This window comes from Streptomyces sp. TM32 (genome assembly GCF_004122755.1).
GTDB lineage: Bacteria > Actinomycetota > Actinomycetes > Streptomycetales > Streptomycetaceae > Streptomyces > Streptomyces sioyaensis.
The window spans coordinates 1-15409 of sequence record NZ_SDIG01000158.1; the positions used below are offsets into that span (position 1 = coordinate 1).

The window sequence follows — 15409 nt, forward strand, 5'->3', positions numbered from 1 at the left end:
CCGGCACCTCCGCCAGCCGGCCCGTCCACCGGCGCGACACCCAGGCGATCCCGACGAGCACCACGACCAGACCCGCCCGTGCCGCCCAACTCGCCCGCCAGCAGGCCGCGTTGGACAGTGCGCGTACCAAGCGGGAGCGCGATGCCGATCCGGAGCGGCTGGGGCTGCGCCGGTCCGTGCTGGCCGAGGCGGCGGTCGCGGCCGTCGTGCTCGTGGTGACCACGGTGCTGACCGCCACCGAACCGGCCCGTACCGAAGAGGCGGTCAAGGCCGCCTCGGGCGGACAGTCCGCCACGACCTCCACGACCGCCCGGCCGCAGGCGCTGACCATCCCGTTCGACACCGGCGGCCCGCACGGCAAGGGCACCGCCCGCGTCGACCTCGCCCCAGGGAGCAGCACCGCCGCCAATACGCTGCAACTGCGGCTCGCCGATCCGTCGGGCAAGGCCATGGACGTCCCCGAGGTGAAGATTTCCTTCACCCAGAAGGCCAAGAAGCTCGGGCCGCTCCCGGCCGTTCCCCGGCAGGTCGGCAAGGGCCGCTGGCGGGCGAGCGGGGTCCGGCTGCCGGTCCCCGGGCAGTGGCAGCTGTCGCTGGTCGTCCGGACCTCCGACATCGACCAGGTGACCGAGATCAAGAACGTGAAGATCGGCTGATGAGCAAGCAGACCTCCGGCAAGAAGGCCCCCCAGAAGGCCCCCCAGAAGGCCACTCAGAAGGCCACCGGCAAGGGGAATCCCGGCACGCGGACCGGCGGGCAGGGCGGCGGACGCATCCCGGCGCCGGCCACCGCACCGGCCACCGCACCGGCCCCCGAAACCGGCGCGTCCCCCGCCCCGGAGCTCTCCCGCCGCCGGCTGCTCGGCACCGTCGGCGCGGCGGGGGCGGCCGGGCTGGTCGTCGGCGGGGCCGGTGGCGCGCTCGCGGTCAGCGCCGCGCAGGACACCGCCCCCACCGCTCTGACCAGCATCGGCTCGACCGAGGTGGCGTTCCGGAAGGCATCCGCCACACACCAGGCGGGGATCACCACCCCGCTCCAGGCCACCGGCCATCTCGTCGCCTTCGACCTGGCGCCGGACGCGGACCGCAAGACCGCGGCCGCACTGCTGCGCCGCTGGTCGCGGACGGCCGAGGAGCTGATGGCCGGGCGCACCCCGGACGCCGATACGGGGGTCGCGCTCGACGCGGGCCCGTCCTCGCTGACCGTCACCTTCGGCTTCGGGCACAGTTTCTTCGACCGTACGGGGCTGACGAAGCGGCGCCCCGTCCAGCTCGACCCGCTGCCGGACTTCTCCGCCGATGCGCTGGACCCCAGGCGCAGCAACGGCGACCTGTGGATCCAGATCGGCGCCGATGACGCCCTGGTCGCCTTCCATGCGCTGCGTGCGCTGCAGAAGGACGCGGCCGGCAGTGCCCGGCTGCGCTGGCAGATGAACGGCTTCAACCGCACCCCGGGCGCCACCGCGCGGCCGCGGACCGCCCGCAATCTGATGGGCCAGATCGACGGCACCAACAATCCCAAGCCCTCGGACAAGGACTTCGACGAGCGGATCTTCGTGGGGCGCGATGCCGACCAGGCCTGGATGCGCGGCGGGTCGTACGCCGTCGTCCGACGGATCCGGATGCTGCTGGACGACTGGGAGAAGCGCTCCCGGCACGCGCAGGAGAAGGTCATCGGGCGCCGCAAGGACAACGGGGCCCCGCTGACCGGCGGTTCCGAGACCACCCCGATGCGGCTGGACGCGACCGGCTCCGACGGGCTGCCGGTGATCCCCGCCAATGCGCATGCGCGGATCGCGGCGCCGGCGTCCAATCAGGGCGCCGCGCTGCTGCGCCGCCCGTTCTCCTTCCATGACGGGTTCCGGGAGGACGGCGCCCCGGACGCCGGGCTGCTCTTCGTCTGCTGGCAGGCCGATCCGCTGCGGGCCTTCACCCAGATCCAGCGGAAGCTGGACCGCGGGGACGCGCTGTCGCCGTTCCTGCGACACGAGGCGAGCGGACTGTTCGCGGTGCCGCCGGCCGCGGAGCCGGGCGGCTACGTGGGCCGGCCCCTGCTGGAGGGCTGAGGAACCGGCCCGCCCGGGAGCTGCCCGGAACCCGGGCCCGGATCGGAAACCGGCCCCGGAGCCGGGCCCGCCCTGCACCCGGCCCCGAACCAGGACCCGTCCCGGAAACCGTCCGCTCCGGAAGTCCGGTCCGGGCACCGGACGGGCCGGTTATCGTGGCAGGGCAGGGAGTACATCGGCGGGGTGCCCCCGCAGTTACGCGAGGGAGTCCTGACCATGTCGGCCAGCCGCTATACCTATCTCGGTCCCGAGGGCACCTTCACGGAGGCCGCGCTGCGCAGCCTGCCCGAGGCGGCCACCCGCGAGCTGGTGCCGATGGTCTCGGTGCCCGCCGCCCTGGACGCGGTGCGCGCCGGTGAGGCCGCCGCGGCGCTGGTGCCGATCGAGAACTCCGTCGAGGGCGGGGTGACCACCACCGTCGACGAACTCGCCGCCGGCGAGCCGCTGATGATCTACCGCGAGGTGCTGCTGCCGATCGCCTTCGCGCTGCTGGTGCGCCCCGGTACGTCGCTCAGCGAGGTGAAGACGGTGACCGGGCACCCGGTCGCCCAGCCGCAGGTGCGCAAGTGGCTGGCGGCCCAACTCCCGGAGGCCGTATGGGAGTCGGCGGCCTCGAACGCCGATGGCGCCCGGCTGGTGCAGGAGGGCCGCTACGACGGCGCGTTCGCGGGCGAGTTCGCGGCCGCGCCCTACGGCCTGGAGCCGCTGGTCACCGACATCCATGACGCGCAGAACGCGGCCACCCGCTTCGTGCTGGTGGGCCGCCCGGCCCGGCCCGCCGCGCCCACCGGCGCGGACAAGACCTCGGTGGTGCTGTGGCTGGCCGAGGACCACCCCGGTGCGCTGCTGGAACTGCTCCAGGAGTACGCGGGCCGCGGGGTGAACATGATGCGGATCGAGTCCCGGCCGACCGGCGAGGGCATCGGCCGCTACTGCTTCTCGGTGGACTGCGAGGGACACCTCACCGACCGCCGGGTCAGCGAGGTCCTGATGGGGCTCAAGCGGGTCTGCCGCGAGGTGCGGTTCCTCGGCTCGTACCCGCGGGCGGACGAAGTGCCGCCGACCGTGCGCCGGGAGATGACGGACGCGGCGTTCACCGAGGCGTCGGACTGGCTGGCGCGCTGCCTGGACGGGCGGGGCTGAGCGGCCACCGCACCGCTGCGCGAGCCCGGCCACGGGTCCCTGCGAAACGGCACGACCTGGGCCTTTGGCAGCGCTGTGGGTTATCCACAAAGTTATCCACAGGCCCGGTTCTCGACCTGTGGGTAAGTCGACATGAGAATCGGACAGAGTCGACAAATCGCCCTACTGACCGCACATCACTCCACAGCACCCCACGTCGGGCAGCGTCAGCACAATTCAGGTGATCAATCCTTTAGGGCGAGGCAATCCCACACGAAAGAGTGCGTGAACGGGGTTTGTACAGGGAATCCATAGCTGAGCATTTCGGGAGCGGAATGATCTCCTCCGACTTCCACAGATCTCACACACAGGCTGTGGATAACAATCCAGAAACCCCCAGCGCCTGTGGACAACCGGGGGAATCCCGGGGGATAACCGCGCTCCGCGCCCCCAGGCGACGCCCACCCGAGGCCCCGCCCAACTGCCGCCCCCACGCAGTGGATCACAGGCGACCCGAGCCGCCGAACCCCTCACCCCGAACCCCACGAAAGCCGCACCGACCACCTCACACCCTGAAATGCGTACGCCTTTTCCGTCGCTTTCCTACCGCCACCCCTAAGCGGAATAAACACCCCAAAACGGACAAACTGCCGCGCCATGGAATATCGCGTCGAGTGACGCGGTGTGGCCCCGGTAGCCTGGGGGTGTGATTGACCTTCGCCTGCTCCGTGAGGACCCCGACCGAGTGCGCGCTTCCCAGCGCGCCCGTGGAGAGGACGTCGAGCTCGTCGACGCGCTTCTCTCCGCCGACGAGCGGCGCAGGTCGTCCAGCGTCCGCTTCGACGAGCTGCGTGCCGAGCAGAAGTCGCTCGGCAAGCTCATCCCCAAGGCCTCCGGCGACGAGAAGGCCGCGCTGCTGAAGAAGGCCGGTGAGCTGTCCGCCGCCGTCAAGGCCGCCGACGCCGCGCAGGACGAGGCCAAGGAAGAGACCCAGCAGCTGCTGCGGAAGCTCGGCAACCTCGTCCACCCCGACGTCCCCGTCGGCGGCGAGGAGGACTTCCGGGTCCTGGAGACGCACGGCACGATCCGTGACTTCACCGCCGAGGGCTTCGCGCCCAAGGACCACCTGGAGATCGGCGAGCTGCTCGGCGCCATCGACGTCGAGCGCGGCGCCAAGGTCTCCGGCTCCCGCTTCTACTACCTCACGGGCATCGGCGCGCTGCTGGAGCTCGCCCTCGTCAACGCCGCCATCGCGCAGGCCACGGCGGCCGGCTTCACGCCGATGCTGACCCCCGCCCTGGTGCGCCCGCGCGCCATGGAAGGCACCGGCTTCCTCGGCCAGGCAGCGGAGAACGTCTACCACCTGGAGAAGGACGACTACTACCTGGTCGGCACCTCCGAGGTCCCGCTCGCCGCGTACCACATGGACGAGATCGTCGACGCGGCCAAGCTGCCGCTGCGCTACGCCGGTTTCTCGCCGTGCTTCCGCCGCGAGGCCGGCACCTACGGCAAGGACACCCGCGGCATCTTCCGGGTCCACCAGTTCGACAAGGTCGAGATGTTCTCGTACGTCGCGCCGGAGGACGCCCAGGCCGAGCACCAGCGGCTGCTGGACTGGGAGAAGCAGTGGCTGACCGGTCTGGAGCTGCCCTTCCAGGTGATCGACGTCGCCACCGGTGACCTCGGCGCCTCCGCCTCCCGCAAGTTCGACTGCGAGGCGTGGATCCCCACCCAGGGCAAGTACCGCGAGCTGACCTCGGCCTCCAACTGCGATGAGTTCCAGGCCCGGCGGCTCTCGGTCCGGATGCGCGAGACCGTCGACGGCAAGCAGAAGGTCTCGCCGCTGGCGACGCTCAACGGCACGCTCTGCGCCGTACCGCGCACCATCGTGGCGATCTTCGAGAACCACCAGCAGGCGGACGGCTCGGTGCGCGTCCCCGAGGTGCTCCGCCCCTACCTGGGCGGCCGCGAGATCCTGGAGCCCGTCGCCACGTGAGCGCAGTTGCTCCGCCGCCCTACAAACTCATCGCGACGGATCTCGACGGGACGTTGCTGCGCCACGACGAGACCGTCTCCGAGCGCACCCGCCAGGCGCTCGCCGCGGCCACCGCGACGGGCGCGGCGCACATCGTCGTCACCGGCCGGGCCGTGCCCTGGACCCGGCACATCCTCGACGCCCTGGAGTACCAGGGCCTTGCGGTGTGCGGACAGGGCGGGCAGGTCTACCACGCCGGTGAGCACCGACTGCTGACGTCGGTGACGCTCGACCGCCAGCTCGCCGGTCTCGCGCTGGCCAAGATCGAGGCCGAGGTCGGCCCGCTCCATCTGGCGGCGAGCCGGGACGGCCTGGAGGGCGAGGTGCTGGTCAGCCCTGGCTACCGCGTCCAGGAAGGCCCGCTGCCGAACGTCCTGCTGGACGACCCCGGCGAGCTGTGGACGGCCCCGCTCAACAAGGTCTACATCCAGCACCCGACCCTGGACGACGACGCGCTGGCACTGGCCGCGCGTCAGGTCGCCGGCGATCTGGTGGGCGTGACGGTGGCCGGTCCGGGCATCGTCGAACTGCTGCCGCTCGGCCTGACGAAGGCCACCGGCCTGTCGCTGGCCGCCCGCCGCCTGGGCGTCACCGCCAAGGACACCCTGGCCTTCGGCGACATGCCCAACGACATCCCGATGTTCGCCTGGGCCGCACACGGCGTGGCGATGGCCAATGCCCATGACGAGCTGAAGGCCGTCGCGCACGAACTCACCGCCTCCAACGAGGAGGACGGCGTCGCGGTGGTCCTGGAGCGGCTCTACCTCTCCTGACCGCCGGGCCTCTTCTGACCACCCGGCCTCTCCCGGCCGCCCGACGGATCGGACTCCGCGGGCGGCCCCCCGCCCGCCCTGCCGGGCTCCGGCCCCTGCGTCTCCTCCGTCCCCTCCGTCTCCGCCGGCCTCTCGGCGGCCGCCGCCGGAGTCAGCGGCCAGGCCGCAAAACCCATGGTCAGCGCGATGGCATGGCCGAAGTCGGTGAAGGTCGCACCGGTCACCAGCGGAATGCCGAAGAAGACCAGCACCCCGCCGAAGTAGACGTAGCGCCAGGGGGGCCGCAGCCGGTACGTCAGCACCCCGGCGGCCGCCGCCAGCCCGTACGAGACGCCGATGTCCACCACATGGGTCATCGACCGCGGCAGCCGGTGCCCCTCGATGGCCAGCAGGACGAGTTCCTGGCTGGCGAGGGTGGCGGCGATATGCGCACCGCCGACCGTCAGCAGCCAGCGCGCGGTCCCCGTCCAGCGCTCCACGTTGGCGTGCAGCAGCTCGAACATCACCACGTACAGCAGGAAGGACTCGGGGCGTTCGATCCAGAAACCGCTGATCAGCAGCGACGGCAGCGGATGCTCGTTCAGCTCGTGGATGTTGCTGCTGGTGCGGTGGACGAGGAACTGCCCCAGCCCCTCGGAGGCGGAGGCGATGACCAGGCTGGTGACGCCGATGACCAACAGCCAGATATGCGTACCGGGACTGCTGCGAACCCACTCCTTCACCCAGAGCACGGGATTGCCGGGAAGCTTCCGTAGCCCGGGGCGCGGAGGCTCCATCAGGGCGCCCATCAGCGGGATCCGCGGGGGGTGGGGGCGGGCGCGGTGCCCCGCGGCCCCGGCCCCTTGAGGTGCCGGAGGAGAGACGCGCTTTCCATCGCAAGTACAGCGGGCAGCGCCGCGACCCGGGTCGTCAGGTAGGTGTACAGCGCGGCGGTGTTCCGGCACAGCACGGAGGCGAAGAGGTTGTACGGCCCGGTGACGGCACAGGCGAAGGCCACCTCGGGGTGCCTCGCCAGCGCCTCGCCGGTGGCGGCGAGTTCGGCGGGCGCGACAGACAGCCAGAGGGCGACCCTTACGCCGTACCCGAACTGCCGCAGGTCGTAGTCGACGTCGTAATACAGGGCACCGCCCGTGCGCAGTTCCGCCAGCCGGCGGCGGACGGTGGTGGGCGACCAGCCGGTGACGGCGGCGAGTTCGGCCAACGGCGCACGGCCGTCGCGGGCGAGGGCATCGAAGAGCCGGCGGTCGGCGTCGGTGAGAATGACCGGGGTGGCGGCCGGGTCCGGCGGCGGTGGGCTCAGCCGGGCGATCTGCTCCTCGGTCAGCGCCCCGGACTTGCTGATCATGCCCTGGGGTCCACCGAAGAAGACGTGCAGCTGACAGTGTGCGCTCACCCCGACGACGCTCGGGGTGCGGGAAAGCTTCCGGAGCAGCGGCGCATCACTGTGCTCGCTGCTCGCCGCGCGGCAGAGCGCGCCGATTTCGGTGCCGCCGGACATCAGACCGACCCAGGACGTGTCCGGGCGGCGGGCCAGCGCCTCGGCGACGGAGGCGGCGGCGTCCGGCGTGCACTGGACCCGTACCAGCAATTCAACCTCGTCCACCGCCTGGGCGTCGGACAGCCCGAGCACCGTGATCGCGCCGGTGGTGCGGTGCCGGGTGTAGCGCCGCGCCACGGTCTGGTCGGAGACCCCGAGCGCCTCCGCGATCCGGCTGAACGGCGCCCGGCCGTCGAGCTGAAGGGCATGCACCAGCCGGCGGTCGAGGGCGTCGAAGCCGGTGGGGGCGCCGCGGGGGCCGCCGATGCCTCCCCCTTGGGTCGTTCCGCCGGCCTTCCCGTCGATTTTCACCATTCGAGGCTAGCGCGTGTCGGATTGCGCCGCCGTGAGCCAGATGGCTGGGAGCACGGTCGGCGCGGGCCCAGGGTGACGTCGGTACGAAGGGCCGGCAGCAGGTGCCGGCCGCAGGGACCAGCCCGTAGGCGCCGGCGGCGCGACCGGCCACCGGGCCGGCTGGACGAGCGGAGGGAATGAGTATGCCGAGCAGACCCGAGCGGGGGACCGCGGTGAGGGCCCGGGCCCCGGGCGCGGACGGGGAGCCGGGCGGCAAGGCGGCCGGGAAATGGTGGCCGCTGGTCGCCGTCTCCCTGGGCGGCTTCCTGCTGCTGGTCGATGTGACGATCGTGATCAGCGCGCTACCGCAGACAGCCGATGCGCTGGACGCCTCCCTCACCTCGCTCCAGTGGGTGATGGACGGCTATGCGCTGGTACTGGCCGCGCTGCTGATGGTGGCGGGTTCGGCTGCGGACCTCTTCGGGCGGCGCCGGATCGCCGTCGCGGGGCTGGCGCTGTTCGCGCTCGCCTCACTTGCATGCGGGCTGGCTCCGAACGCGGGCGTCCTGATCACGGCCCGCGCCCTGCAAGGCGCGGGAGCAGCGGCGATGTTCGCCACCAACGCCCCTCTGCTGATGGCCGCTTACCAGGGACGGGACCGCGGTGTGGCGTTCGGCGTCTGGGGCGGCACCAGCAGCGCCGCGGCCGCCATCGGCCCCGTATTGGGCGGCCTGCTCACCGAATATGTGAACTGGCGGGCGATCTTCCTGGTGAACCTGCCGGTGTGTGCTCTCGCAGTATGGATCACCCTGCGCGGGGTCCACGAGTCGTACGGCGACCGCACCGCCCGTATCGACTGGCCGGGTGCCGGCTGTTTGACGGTGTCTGCGGGCGCGCTGATCTACGGGCTGATGCGCGGCAGCGAGCACGGCTGGGCGGAGGCCGGAACGCTCGCCGCGCTCGGCGCCGCGGCGCTCGCGCTGCCGGTGTTCATCCTCGTCGAGCGGCGGGTCGGTCGGCCGCTGTTCGACCTGGCGCTGCTGCGCCGGCCGTCGTTCGCGGCCCTGATGGCGGCAGCACTGCTGCTCCAGGCCGCGGCATTTCCCTATCTCACCTTCGTGGGGATATGGGCACAGAACATCATCCGGCTGAGCCCGGTGCAGGCGGGTCTGGCGGTGACGCCGATGGCGCTGATGTCGCTGCTGGCGGGTGCGCTGGGCAGCGGGCGGGTGCAGCGCATGGCTCCGCAACTTCCGGTCGGCGTCGGCATGTTGCTGGTGGGAGCCGGAGTGCTGCTCCAGTGGGCGCTTCTGGACGACGGCAGCGGCTGGGCGGCGCTGATCCCGGGGCTCTTGGTGAGCGGGGCCGGCATCGGCATGGCGATACCGGTTCTGGTCCCGGCGGCACTCGGCGCGGCGCCCCCGCACCGGGCGGGGATGGCGAGCGGCGCAGTGAACACCTTTCGCCAGCTCGGATTTGCGCTGGGCATCGCGGTCCTCGGCACCGTCTTCGCCAAGTCACTGCACCACCTACGGCCCGGTGCCTCCCGCGCGGCGACCGGGACGGCCTATGTCTCCGGGCTGCGGGACATCATGCTGCTGTCCGGGGTGGTGGCGGTGGCGGGCGGGCTGCTCGTCCTTGCTCTCGTCCGGCGCGACAAGGGCAGCGGCAAGGGGGCCGGTACGCGTTCCGCGGCGGGAGCGGCGGATGTCCGGACAGCGGCAAGGGCGCCGGCCGGGACATAGCCGGAGGTGACGGGTGACGCGTCGGGGGCCGGGGCGTCAGCGGCGCTGCGCTCGTGGCCGGGCGGCGGACCAGGAGTCGCATCCGGCCGGGCTCGGCGACGCCCCGCCCCAGCTCAGGCCCGGATCACCGGCTCCTGGAGTTCGGTGACCCATTTTTCCTGGTCGGGTGGGCACTCCAGGTAGAGCTCGCGGGCGTAGCCGGCGGAGCGGTAGCCGTTGGCGTCGATCCAGTGCGCGAGGTTCTGGGCGGTCGGCAGGATCCGACTCATCGGGCCGCGGTGCACCACCGTGGCGGCGCAGTCGAGGCCGGGGAGGGTGACGACCGCGAAGCCGGGACCGTCGACGCCGGCTGTCACGACTCCGCCGCCGGCGGCCGTGAGACCGGCCTTGTCCAGGGCTTCCCGGGTGATCACCATCCCGGCGTGCACGACGATGGCTTCATTGCCGGGGGCCGCCGTGGTGCCGGTGCCGCTCCCTCCTCCGGCGCTCCCTTCGCTGCCTCCGGCGCGCCCCTCGCCGCCTCCGGCGGGCTGCTCGTTCCCCGGACCGGTCGTCGGTGCGTCCTCGTAGTACGCGAGCCCCGGCCCGGCCGGGGTCACTCCGGCCGTCTCCAGCTGCCGGCACAGCTCGGTGTAGAGCGGTTGGATGACCGGCCCGATGTCCTCGGGCCCGTAACCGGCCGCGATTCCGGTCAGCTCCGCGAGCAGGACCGTTCCGGTGGGCTTGACCACCACATCGTCGGCAGACATGCGTCCCTCACTCTCGATCGTCCGGAGCCTCGCCTCGACCTGGGCCAGGCGCGCACCCGCCGCCGTCAGCGCCGCCTCCAGCTCCGCCCGTCGCAGCCGCAGCATGCCGCGCAGTTCCGGCACGCTCACCTCCTCGGCCAGGATCGCCCCCACCTGCTGGAGGCTGAAGCCGAGGTCCTTGAGCGCGATGATGCGGTTGAGCCGGGCAAGCTGGGCCGCTTCGTAGTAGCGGTAGCCGCTGACGGGGTCGGTACGGGCCGGGCGCAGCAGCCCGAGCGCGTCGTAATGACGCAGCATGCGGGCCGACACACGGCCGTACCGGGCGAAATCTCCGATGGTGAACATGACGCCTTCCAGTGGAGTGCTTTCCACAGTGTCAAGGTCCAGGGGAGCGGGCCAGGGAGAGCGGGCCAGGGGGAGGCGCCCGGGCCGGGCCGGGCCCGCGGGCGGTTCCCCTGTGTCACCGCCGTCCCACAACCGGCCACCGGGCGGCAGCATCGCGTCAAGTAGGGCCCACAACCCGTCAATGACGCGTCAGCGGCCGGCCGAATGCCCCGGATCCCGGGCATAGCGTCAGAGGCGAGCCCCGGCATGTGCGCTTCCCCCGGTCCGGGGCCGCTGTTCTGAACGAGGAGCAACCCGTGTCCCACCCCCTGTACGCGGAAGATCCCGAGCCTGCCGAACCCGTCCCGGCCGGGCTGCTGTGCGTCCCTGTCCGGTCGGGCCCCGCGGGCTGCACGGCCCGCCTGTTCCGCACTCCGCTCGGCGGCCGTACCGCCGTCGGCTTCACCTCACCCCAGCGGCTCGCCGCGGTCCTCGGCGGCGGCCAGCCGTGGGTCAGGCTCTCCGAGGCCGCGCTGCGGGCGCTGGCCGAACCTGTCGGGGTGACGGCGCTGACCGTCGATCCGGGGTTCGTCCCCGACGTGTCCCGCGGTCACCACCTACGGGCCGTCTGAGGGGGCAGCCGTCATGAGTCACCACACTCTGCCCCCGCTCGGACGGGACACCACCGGCATGCCTCCGGTCGCCGGCGTGCCACCGGTCGCCGCCGTGGCTGTCCCGCCGCACACCACCGCCCGGCCGCCGTCCGACGACGGACCGTCGGTCGAAGGGCCGCCCGTCGACGGGCCGTTGTCCGTCTGGCCCGGGTCCACGACGCCGCTCGGCCATGACGACCTCGCCGTGGGCGGCGTGCCGCTCACCGAGGTGGCCGACCGGTTCGGCACCCCCTCCTACGTCCTGGACGAGAACGAGATACGCCGTCGCTGCCGCGCCTACCTGCGGGCCTTCCCCGACGCCGAGGTCTACTACGCGGCCAAGGCCTTCCTGTGCCGCGCCATGGTCCACTGGGTGCGGGAGGAGGGCCTCGGCCTGGACGTCTGCTCCGCCGGCGAACTGGAACTGGCCGTCACCACCGGCTTTCCGCCCGCGCGGATGGTGCTGCACGGCAACGCCAAGAGCCCGGCCGATCTGCGGGCCGCACTGCGGCTCGGCGTCGGCCGGATCGCCCTCGACAACACCTCGGAGATCGCCCGGCTGGCCGCCGCGGTCCCGGCGGGCAGCCGGCAGAAGGTCCTGATCCGGGTCGTGCCGGGGATCGCCGCCGGCGGGCACGCCAAGATCCGGACCGGCACGGACGACCAGAAGTTCGGGCTGTCGATCGCCGACGGCTCCGCACAGCACGCCATCGCCCGGGTGCTCAGCCAGCCACGCCTCGAACTGGTCGGGCTGCACTGCCACTTGGGCTCGCAGATCACCACCGTCAAGCCGTATCTGTCGGCCGTACGACGGCTGATCGGCCTGCTGGCCCGGATCCACGAGCAGCACGGCGTCACCCTGCCCGAGCTGGACCTCGGCGGCGGCCACGGCGTCGCCTACCGCCCCGGTGAACCGGCGCTCGACCTCGCCTCCCTCGGCGCCAGGATCCGTGCGGAGCTGGCCCGCGGCTGCGCGGCGGCCGGTCTGCCGGTGCCCCGGCTCGCCGTCGAACCCGGCCGCGCCATCGCCGGTCCGGCCGGTGTCGTCCTCTACCGGGTGCTGTCGGTCAAACGGACCGGCGGCCGGACCTTCGTGGCCGTGGACGGCGGGATGAGCGACAACCCGCGGCCCGCGCTGTACGGGGTGCGCTATGCGCCGCGGCTGGTCGGGCGGGACGCGGCCGCCGCGACGGAACCGGTCACCGTCGTCGGACGGCACTGCGAGGCGGGCGATGTGCTCGCCGCCGATGTGCCGCTGCCCGCCGACGTCCGCCCCGGCGATCTGCTGGCCGTCCCCGTGGCCGGCGCCTACCAGGTCTCGATGGCTTCCGGCTACAACCTCGTCGGCCGGCCTCCGGTCGTCGCCGTCACCGCGGGACATGCCCGCCTCCTCGTACGCCGCGAATCCCTGGCGGACATCCAGGAGCGGGACATCGGGTTGTGAGGGGTCCCCCAGGGCGGGCCTGTCCGATGGGTCAGCCATGGGTCAGGGCCGCGGCCCGGCCATGAGCCATCGGGCAGGCCCTAGGGGATCACGCAGTGCAGTGGTGCCGTAGTGCCGTAGTACCCCTCGCCCCGCCCTCCACCAGGCGTTTCCCTTACCACCACCCCTTCCGTGTACGAGAAAATCGTCAGTTGTAGGATGACAGGGCAACTGGCTCGGCCGCCGCCCGGAGGTGGGGCCGGAGCTCATCGACACGGATGGATGGACGGACGGGACGGCCATGGCACTACAGGCGGCGGGGCGACGCTCACTCGTGGACACCGTCGTCGATGCCCTGCGGTCCCAACTCGCCGCCGGGGAGTGGCCGGTGGGGTCCCGTATCCCCACCGAGCATGCGCTCGCCGAACAGCTCCAGGTCGGCCGGAACACCGTCCGTGAGGCGGTGCGGGTGCTCGTGCACGCCGGAATGCTGCGCTCACGGCAGGGGGAGGGCACCTTCGTCGTGTCCACCGCGGACCCCGGCGACATCATGCGCGGCGTCCAACGGGCGGGCATCCGCGACGTATTGGAGCTGCGGATCGCGCTGGAGGCGGAGGCCGCCCGGCTGGCCGCGCTGCGCCATGAGCCCGCCGACCTCGCACGGATGCGGGCGGCACTGGACGCACAGGCCGGCTTCGCCGACGCGGAGGGGCAGCCCCACGCCGAAAACCTGGAGCTCTACGCCGATCACGACATCGCCTTCCACATGGCCGTCGTCGAGGCCGCGCACAACGCCGCGCTGACGGCCACATACGGCTGGTTCAGCAGCTCGGTGCGGGAGGCGCTGGTCACTGCCCTGGACGACCGGGCGATGCCGCGGGTGTCGCACGGTGATCACCGCGCGGTCGTGGACGCGATCGCGGCGGGCGACCCGGAGGCCGCGGAGCGGGCCACCCGGGCCCTGCTGGAGAAGCCGAAGCGAGCGGTGGAAGCCCTGCTGACCGCCCGCTGAGGGCTGCACATTCAGGCTGCGGCGCGGGAATTCGGGCGGCACGGCAGGGATTTGGGCGGCGCGACAGGAATCGGTGGCACTGCGCCTCAGGCATTCGGGCTTCGGGCGCTGCATCGGGCCTTCGTCGCTGCGGTCGTACGGACGCAGGGACGGCCGTACGGAGGCAGGGGACGGCCGTACGGACGAGCCCGCGCGCCGCAGATCAACGGCGCCGGTCACACGAGCGGAGAAGAGGAACAGAGCATGCCGAGCACACCCCAGCGGGGCACCGCGGTGATCGACGCCGAGGAAGATCTGGTCGCGACACCACCGGTCGCGCCGGCCCGCCGTCGGCTGCGGGCCCGCCCCGCCCTGCTCCTGACCGGGATCGTGCTCGCCGCGCTCAACATGCGGGCGGCGCTGGCCGGCGTCTCTCCGCTGCTCGGTGAGATCGCCCGGCACTTCCGGCTGAACGCGACGGCCGGAAGCCTGGTGACGACCATCCCGCTGGTCTTCATGGGCCTCGGCTCGCTCGTCGCGCCGAAACTGGCCCGGCGCCGGGGCACGGAGGCGGTGCTGTGCGGGGCGCTGGTGGCCCTGTGCGGCGGCATCGTGCTGCGGATCGCGCCGCCGGTGATCGCGCTGTTCGCCGGGTGTGCGGTGGTGGGTGCCGCCATAGCCCTGCTGAACGTGCTGATGCCGGGGCTGATCAAGCGGGACTTCCCGGGGCAGGCCGCGGGCATGACGGCGCTGTACTCGACCGCGATGATCCTGGGGGCGACCACCTCGGCCGCCACCGCGGTCCCGCTGGAGCATGCGCTCGGCGGCTGGCAGGGTTCGCTGGTCTCCTGGTCGCTGCTGGCCGCCGTCGCCGTGGTCGTCTGGATCCCGCAGGTCCTGATCGCCCGGCGGGGCAGCCGGCACGGCGCGGCCGCGGCCACCCCGGTGCATCCTGGCGCGGCCGGGCCGAAGTTGAGCCGTTCCCCGCTGGCCTGGCAGGTCACGCTCTTCATGGGCTCGCAGTCGCTGATCGCGTACGTGAGCATCGCCTGGATGCCGACGATCTTCACCGACCACGGCATGGGCAAGGGCGAGGCGGGCCTGGTCTTCGCCTTCAGCACGCTGCTGCAGATGGCCGGTTCGTTCGTGGTGCCGGTGCTCGCGGGGCGGATGCGGCGGCAGCGTCTGCTGGGGGTGGCGGTGTCCGCGCTGATGGCCTGCGGCGTCACCGGCCTGCTGCTGGCACCGGTGGCCGGCGCCTGGCTGTGGGCCGCGCTGCTCGGCGTCGGGCAGGGCGGGGCGCTGGGGCTGGCCCTGACGATGATGGTGCTGCGCTCCGGTGACGCCCACACCGCCGCCCGGCTCTCCGGCATGGCCCAGAGCGGCGGCTACCTCCTCGCCGCCGCCGGCCCCCTGGTCCTCGGTGCCGTCCACCAGGCCACCGGCGGCTGGACCGTCCCCTTGGTGCTGCTGCTCGCCGTCTGCGCCGGCCTGGCACTGCTGGGCGTTGGCGCGGGCCGGGACCGGCGGATCGGGGAGGAGAGCGGGAAGTAGCGCACAGGGGGAGAGGAACAGAAAGTAGCGCATACGGGAGAGGGCAGGGAGTCCCGCATATGCGGGGCGGGGGGTGCCCCTATCTCTTTCGTCAAGCGGTAGGGGCGCGTTTTGGGTGGGTTCGTCAGGTGGGTTGGGGGACGG

Annotated in this window: 12 protein-coding genes and 1 pseudogene; 10 read left to right on the forward strand and 3 right to left on the reverse strand. The window is 72.5% G+C overall.

Annotation, left to right across the window (positions count from 1 at the left end):
• From EST92_RS31385 to EST92_RS26015, 5 genes and pseudogenes are all read left to right on the forward strand, one after another.
• Nucleotides 1–656, forward strand: a pseudogene (locus tag EST92_RS31385) (hypothetical protein); the annotation flags it as partial.
• Nucleotides 656–2065, forward strand: coding sequence for an iron uptake transporter deferrochelatase/peroxidase subunit (efeB, locus tag EST92_RS26000; protein ID WP_129283213.1), 1410 nt, complete (start codon nt 656–658; stop codon nt 2063–2065). The pseudogene EST92_RS31385 and the gene efeB, both read left to right, overlap by 1 nt.
• A gap of 216 nt (nt 2066–2281) precedes the next feature.
• On the forward strand, nt 2282–3208 hold the full coding sequence (gene pheA / locus EST92_RS26005; RefSeq protein ID WP_129250734.1) for a prephenate dehydratase: 927 nt from the start codon (nt 2282–2284) through the stop codon (nt 3206–3208).
• A 685-nt stretch (nt 3209–3893) separates the two neighbouring features.
• Nucleotides 3894–5183 carry a serine--tRNA ligase gene (gene serS, locus EST92_RS26010; protein ID WP_129283214.1) on the forward strand — a complete coding sequence of 430 codons (1290 nt, stop codon included), beginning with the start codon at nt 3894–3896 and terminating at the stop codon, nt 5181–5183.
• Nucleotides 5180–5995 (forward strand): HAD family hydrolase, encoded by an 816-nt coding sequence (locus tag EST92_RS26015; protein WP_129283215.1) that lies wholly within the window; start codon nt 5180–5182, stop codon nt 5993–5995. The genes serS and EST92_RS26015 overlap by 4 nt, the downstream gene beginning before the upstream one ends.
• Here the strand turns inward: EST92_RS26015 and EST92_RS26020 are convergent.
• Both EST92_RS26020 and EST92_RS26025 read right to left on the reverse strand, forming a co-directional pair.
• The gene (locus tag EST92_RS26020) at nt 5983–6771 is read right to left on the reverse strand and encodes a rhomboid-like protein (RefSeq protein ID WP_254069015.1); all 789 of its coding nucleotides are present in this window, start codon (nt 6769–6771) and stop codon (nt 5983–5985) included. The two genes, EST92_RS26015 and EST92_RS26020, sit on opposite strands and share 13 nt — an antisense overlap.
• A gap of 11 nt (nt 6772–6782) precedes the next feature.
• A complete protein-coding gene (locus EST92_RS26025) occupies nt 6783–7847 on the reverse strand; it encodes an AsnC family transcriptional regulator (protein WP_129283217.1) in 1065 nt (354 codons plus the stop codon).
• Nucleotides 7848–8023: 176 nt separating this feature from the next.
• On the opposite strand from EST92_RS26025, the gene EST92_RS26030 reads away from it, so the two are divergent.
• On the forward strand, nt 8024–9571 hold the full coding sequence (locus tag EST92_RS26030) for an MFS transporter (protein WP_129283218.1): 1548 nt from the start codon (nt 8024–8026) through the stop codon (nt 9569–9571).
• A gap of 113 nt (nt 9572–9684) precedes the next feature.
• Here the strand turns inward: EST92_RS26030 and EST92_RS26035 are convergent, their stop codons facing one another.
• Complete coding sequence (locus EST92_RS26035; RefSeq protein WP_129283219.1) at nt 9685–10665, reverse strand: MerR family transcriptional regulator; 981 nt, start codon at nt 10663–10665, stop codon at nt 9685–9687.
• 296 nt (nt 10666–10961) lie between these two features.
• Here EST92_RS26035 and EST92_RS26040 point away from each other — a divergent pair, with 296 nt between their 5' ends.
• The 4 genes from EST92_RS26040 to EST92_RS26055 all read left to right on the forward strand — a co-directional run bounded on the left by EST92_RS26040 (nt 10962) and on the right by EST92_RS26055 (nt 15265).
• On the forward strand, nt 10962–11276 hold the full coding sequence (locus EST92_RS26040) for an SAV_915 family protein (RefSeq protein WP_129250740.1): 315 nt from the start codon (nt 10962–10964) through the stop codon (nt 11274–11276).
• 13 nt (nt 11277–11289) lie between these two features.
• Nucleotides 11290–12741 carry a diaminopimelate decarboxylase gene (lysA, locus tag EST92_RS26045; RefSeq protein WP_174244139.1) on the forward strand — a complete coding sequence of 484 codons (1452 nt, stop codon included), beginning with the start codon at nt 11290–11292 and terminating at the stop codon, nt 12739–12741.
• Between the two features lie 280 nt (nt 12742–13021).
• Entirely contained in the window at nt 13022–13732 is a 711-nt protein-coding gene (locus tag EST92_RS26050; RefSeq protein WP_129283220.1) for a FadR/GntR family transcriptional regulator, read from the forward strand.
• 243 nt (nt 13733–13975) lie between these two features.
• Nucleotides 13976–15265: an MFS transporter gene (locus EST92_RS26055; RefSeq protein WP_129283221.1), complete on the forward strand. Its 1290-nt coding sequence runs from the start codon at nt 13976–13978 to the stop codon at nt 15263–15265.
• The last annotated feature ends 144 nt before the right edge of the window (nt 15266–15409 follow it).

Bases quoted from the DNA above. Each gene is read 5' to 3' on its own strand.
- efeB (WP_129283213.1), top strand. From the start codon at position 656: ATGAGCAAGCAGACCTCCGGCAAGAAGGCCCCCCAGAAGGCCCCCCAG.
- EST92_RS26035 (WP_129283219.1), bottom strand. From the start codon at position 10,665: ATGTTCACCATCGGAGATTTCGCCCGGTACGGCCGTGTGTCGGCCCGC.
- lysA (WP_174244139.1), top strand. From the start codon at position 11,290: ATGAGTCACCACACTCTGCCCCCGCTCGGACGGGACACCACCGGCATG.
- EST92_RS26030 (WP_129283218.1), top strand. From the start codon at position 8,024: ATGAGTATGCCGAGCAGACCCGAGCGGGGGACCGCGGTGAGGGCCCGG.
- EST92_RS26020 (WP_254069015.1), bottom strand. From the start codon at position 6,771: ATGGAGCCTCCGCGCCCCGGGCTACGGAAGCTTCCCGGCAATCCCGTG.
- EST92_RS26050 (WP_129283220.1), top strand. From the start codon at position 13,022: ATGGCACTACAGGCGGCGGGGCGACGCTCACTCGTGGACACCGTCGTC.
- EST92_RS26025 (WP_129283217.1), bottom strand. From the start codon at position 7,847: ATGGTGAAAATCGACGGGAAGGCCGGCGGAACGACCCAAGGGGGAGGC.
- EST92_RS26055 (WP_129283221.1), top strand. From the start codon at position 13,976: ATGCCGAGCACACCCCAGCGGGGCACCGCGGTGATCGACGCCGAGGAA.
- pheA (WP_129250734.1), top strand. From the start codon at position 2,282: ATGTCGGCCAGCCGCTATACCTATCTCGGTCCCGAGGGCACCTTCACG.